Here is a 4,407-nt window from a genome sequence, read left to right as displayed (position 1 = left end):
GTCCACGTCGACCCCGGTCGAGTCCGCCGCCACGTCGGCCTCGTCAGCGACTGCCACGGGCGGGTGGTTGGGGGAGGCCCCCGTCACCTCGTAGTCCTCCAGCGTGGTCAGCGGCGAGGTGCGGTTGGTCGCGGACCCGATCCGGGCGATGACCGTCTTGTCGTCGCCCAGCGCCGCAACGATCGCCACGTCATCCCACGAGCCGAGGATCCGGCTGTCCGTGGTGGGCGCGACCGGGCCGGAGCTGAACCCGTCCGCGCCGGCGATGAAGGTGCCGGCCAGGCTCGATCGCGACGCCGTGGGCGTCAGCGTCCCGGTCGTGCGGTTGCGTCCGCAGACCACCAGCGTGTGCCCGGTGGTCGCCGACTCGGCCGAGCGGCTGGCCTCCGGACAGGGGTCACCCGGCGTGGTCTCCTCCGGATCGACGACGACGTCGAGGACCTCGAACGAGTACGCCGTGAGGTCCAGGCCGGGAGGCGTCGCGGACGCCGCAATCAGCGTGCTCTTGGTGTCGAAGTTGCTGCTGCGGCTGACCTTGACCGGCCACGTACCGGTCTGGTTCTGGGGCCCGGACGGCGACGTTGCGGTGACCTGGAAGGCAGAACTCTCCCCTCCGGCCGGGATGTCGTCAGCGGTGGAGGCACTGCTGCGGTACCGGCACTTGGTGTCGGCGACCTGGGCCGTCCACCCGGCCGGTGCCCCCGGGCACGCAGTGATCGACCATGACTTGCCCGGGCGCCCGACCTCGACGGCACCGATGGAGTCGGACGTGCTGGTGTTCTTGATCGTGACGGTGAACGTGGTGCCCGCGGAGTCGCCGAGGTACTGGAACCCGGGCGACACGCTCGCACGCGCGGCGAACGGAGCGGCGTCGCTGACCGGCACGAGCGTCCCGCCGAGGACGGTGGAAGCGAGACAGAGGGTCACGGCGACGTAGCCGACCGGGCGCAGCAACTGACGGAAAGGCACAAGCCCTCCAGAAGGGGGAGCGGAGGAGGGCCGGAAGCAGGGGTCGCCGGATTGCCCCATGGCGACCCGAGTTCAAACCCCTGTGTGTTCCCGGGGAACGTAAAGCCGCACGCACCCGGCTGTCGTCCGTGCTGGCACGTACTCCCTCGTGCCTAGTCGTCGGCGGCCGACGACCGGGCCCGAAGATGCGCCAGGACCGCCAGCACCCGCCGATGCGTCGTCGCGCTCATCTCCAGCTCGAGCTTCGTGAAGATCCGGCTCGTGTGGGTCTCGACCGTCCGGACGTTCGAGTCGAGGAGGAGGGCGATGGTGGCGTTCGAGTGCCCCTCCGCCACCAGCGTCAGGACCTCCCGCTCCTTGACGGTCAGCCGGGTGACCGGGTCCGCCCGCCGCGGCGTCTCGAGCACTCGTCGTACGACGTCCGGGTCGACGACGGTCCCGCCGGCAGCCACCCGCCTCACGGCATCGACCAGGTCCTCCGGCTTCGCGATGCGCTCCTTGAGCAGGTACCCGACGCCGCGGTGGCCATCGGTCAGCAGGTCCATCGCGTGGTGGGTCTCGACGTACTGCGACAGCACCAGGACACCGACGTGCGGATGGGTGCGCTTGAGCTCGACGGCGGCGTCGAGGCCCTCGGTCGTGTGGGTCGGGGGCATCCGTACGTCGAGGATGACCACGTCCGGCCTGGTCTCGTCCACGATCGCCACGAGGTCGGTGGCGTCGGCGAGCTGGGCAGCGACGTCGAGTCCTTCTTCGTCGAGCAGGCGGGCGATTCCTTCACGCACAAGGGCGGCGTCATCGACCAGGACCACCCGAATTGCCTGCACCTTGCCAATTATGGACCCCCGGAGGCAGTGGCGCAGCGGCTTCGCGCAGGTCAGGCTGGGCACGTGGTGATCACGAGGCTCCGGCCATGGCGACTCGGCGACCGGCATGCCGCACAGCGGCTGGTCGAAATGGTCGCCGACCTGCAGACCGTCGGGCCCGGAAACACCCTCCGCAACGCACTGCGCAGGTCCCTCGGCGACCCCGACCTCGACATCGTCTACCTCCGCGTCGGGAGCGGCGGCTGGATCGACGAACGCGGCCAGTCCCTGACGGCACCCGTCAGCACCGACGGGCGCTCGGTGACACCGATCGACCGCGGCGGGAAGCCGATCGCTGCGCTCATCCACGACCCGGCGCTGCTGCGCAACCGGGGGCGCCTGAAGGCCGCGGTCGACGCGGCCGCCCTGGCCTTCGAGAACGAGCAGGAGCGAGCCGACCTGCGCGCCGAGGTCGCCGACCTCCGAGCGTCGCGAGCCCGGATCCTGGAGGCCATCGACCTCGAGCGTCGGCGCACCGAGCGCAACCTGCACGACGGCGCCCAGCAGCGCCTGGTCGGAGTGGCCCTGATGCTGCGGCTGGCCGGCAACCGGTCGATCGCCGACGCTGCGCTGGCGGCGATCCTCACCAGCGCGGCGGGCGAGCTCGACGGCGCCATCGGCGAGCTGCGCGAGCTCTCCCGCGGCATGCACCCGGCGATCTTCGGGGCCACCGGCCTGGTCGGCGCGCTCGAGTCACTGGCCGAGCGGCCGGGACTGCCGGTCGAGCTCCGGGTCGACGTACCGACTGCCCTGTCGGACCTGGTTGAGGTCGCCGCCTACTACGTCGTCGCGGAGGCGCTCACCAACGCCACGAAGCACGCCGACGCCACCCACGCCGTGGTCGAGGCCACCCTCACCGCGGCGGGCCTGCGGATCGCGATCACCGACGACGGTCGCGGCGGCGCCGCACCCTCACCGGGCTCGGGGCTCGAAGGCCTGTCCGACCGCGTCGCGGTCCTCGGGGGGCGACTCGAGATCGAGAGCCGTGCGGGGGAAGGCACCACGATCAGCGCCTGCATCCCGCTCGCCGACCACCCGGTCACCGTCCGCGACCCGTACAGCCTGGCCGCCCTGCGCTGGGTGGGCTGGGAGATGTACGAGCTCCCGGCCGAGACCTACGACCAGCTCACGCAGGAGGACCAGCGATCCTGGGTACGGGCGATGTTCGCCGCGGCCGGGGGCGTCAGCCGCATCACGCCGCGCCAGCGCGAGTGGGCGCTCGGCTTCGAGGCCGCCGCGGGTGCCGCGCCGTGGGTACTCGACGACCTGCGCGCTTACGACGTCGACGAGGACCTCGAGACGGTCATGGCGTTGCCCGGGATGGCCGCGGGCGGCCGGGGTGTCCTCTACTGCACCTTGCGCATGTGTACGGCGGACGGCGACCTCACCGCCGACGAGCTGGACCGGATCACGCGGGCCGCCGACGCGCTCCGGCTCCCGCGCCAGCTCCTCACCGACCTCCGGCACCTCGTCGACCAGGAACGGACGCTCCAGGACCAGCGCTTCGAGCTGCTCGTGGCGCCCGCGCTGACCCGGCCCCTCACTTGAAGCGGTTCCACTCCTCCAGGACGACCAGCGTCTTGGTGCTGGAGATCTGACCACCCGAGCGCAGCTGGCTGACCACCCGCCGGAGGTCCTCCACGCCGTCGACCCGGATGCGCAGCAGTGCGTCGGGGTCACCGGCCAGGGTGAGCACCTCCTCGACCTCCGGGATACCGGCGACGAACTCCATGATCTGGGCGAGGTCCAGGTCGTCGGCGAACTGGAGCTCGGTCACCGCCTCGATCCCGCTGGCGATCCGCCCGTGGTTGATCTGCACCGTGTAGCGCTCGATCACGCCCATCTTCTCCAGGCGCGCGATCCGGCGCTGCACGGGCGCGACGGTCAGTCCGACGATCCCCGCGATCTCCCGCAGGGGGCGGCGGGCGTTCTCACGCAGGAGATCGAGGATCGCGCGATCGGTCCGGTCGAGAACAGCTTGGTCGGTCACGCAACAAACACTACGTCGGACAGGTCAGTCGTTGCGCCCAGCAGTGCGCCACCCCGGGATCATTGCGTCCAGCCAGCTGGCTTCGTCCGCCGGAAGCGTGCCGTTCTGCTCGGCCACGCGCGACCACTCGGCGATCATCGGGATGAAATTCGCCGGGTTGTAGACGTCCTCCTCAGCAGCGAACCGCTGATCACCTGCGTAGGTGAGGATCGTGATGTTGGGCGACTGGTGGACCGAACCGTCTCCGGGATCCCTCATCCTGTTGAGGATCTCGCAGATGATCCTGCCGCGTTCCTCGTCGACGACGTACCAACTGACCGGAAACCACGGCATGCAGTTGCCGGGAAAGGTCGACATCGTCTCGACGATCCAGGCACGAATCTCCTCACGGCCGTGGAAGGTCCCGTAAACGTGCTCGCGGTAGGTCGCGTCGTCCACGAAGAGGTCGGCAAACAGGTTCCAGTCACCCGTCCGCCCGGCCTCGACAACGCGCGCCTGATAGTGCTCGAAGGCGCTCTCCAGCTCGGCCCGGTCCCATCCAGACATCGCGGTGTTCATCCCTTCCCTTGTCTGATCGCAGCG

At 70.3% G+C, this 4,407-nt stretch carries 5 protein-coding genes; 1 reads left to right on the top strand and 4 read right to left on the bottom strand.

The features are described 5' to 3' along the window. Window positions 1-969: hypothetical protein (locus tag ACOADB_RS07230; RefSeq protein ID WP_378597289.1), on the bottom strand; the 969-nt coding region annotated here is incomplete at its 3' end. Window positions 970-1,121: 152 nt separating this feature from the next. Then, window positions 1,122-1,796: a response regulator transcription factor gene (locus ACOADB_RS07225; RefSeq protein ID WP_378597288.1), complete on the bottom strand. Its 675-nt coding sequence runs from the start codon at window positions 1,794-1,796 to the stop codon at window positions 1,122-1,124. Window positions 1,797-1,859: 63 nt separating this feature from the next. Here ACOADB_RS07225 and ACOADB_RS07220 point away from each other — a divergent pair, with 63 nt between their 5' ends. After that, a complete protein-coding gene (locus ACOADB_RS07220; protein ID WP_378597287.1) occupies window positions 1,860-3,383 on the top strand; it encodes an ATP-binding protein in 1,524 nt (507 codons plus the stop codon). On the opposite strand, the gene ACOADB_RS07215 is transcribed toward ACOADB_RS07220, so the two are convergent. Then, window positions 3,376-3,825, bottom strand: a complete 450-nt coding sequence (locus tag ACOADB_RS07215; RefSeq protein ID WP_378597286.1) for an Lrp/AsnC family transcriptional regulator — start codon at window positions 3,823-3,825, stop codon at window positions 3,376-3,378. The two genes, ACOADB_RS07220 and ACOADB_RS07215, sit on opposite strands and share 8 nt — an antisense overlap. A gap of 24 nt (window positions 3,826-3,849) precedes the next feature. After that, the coding region (locus tag ACOADB_RS07210) for a nuclear transport factor 2 family protein (RefSeq protein WP_378597285.1) at window positions 3,850-4,407 on the bottom strand (558 nt) is incomplete at its 5' end.

The organism is Nocardioides sp. CPCC 206348 (assembly GCF_048654705.1).
In the GTDB taxonomy this organism is placed as follows: domain Bacteria; phylum Actinomycetota; class Actinomycetes; order Propionibacteriales; family Nocardioidaceae; genus Nocardioides.
Note: the sequence above shows the minus strand (reverse complement) of the source record. Positions and strands in the feature narration are given on the sequence as shown.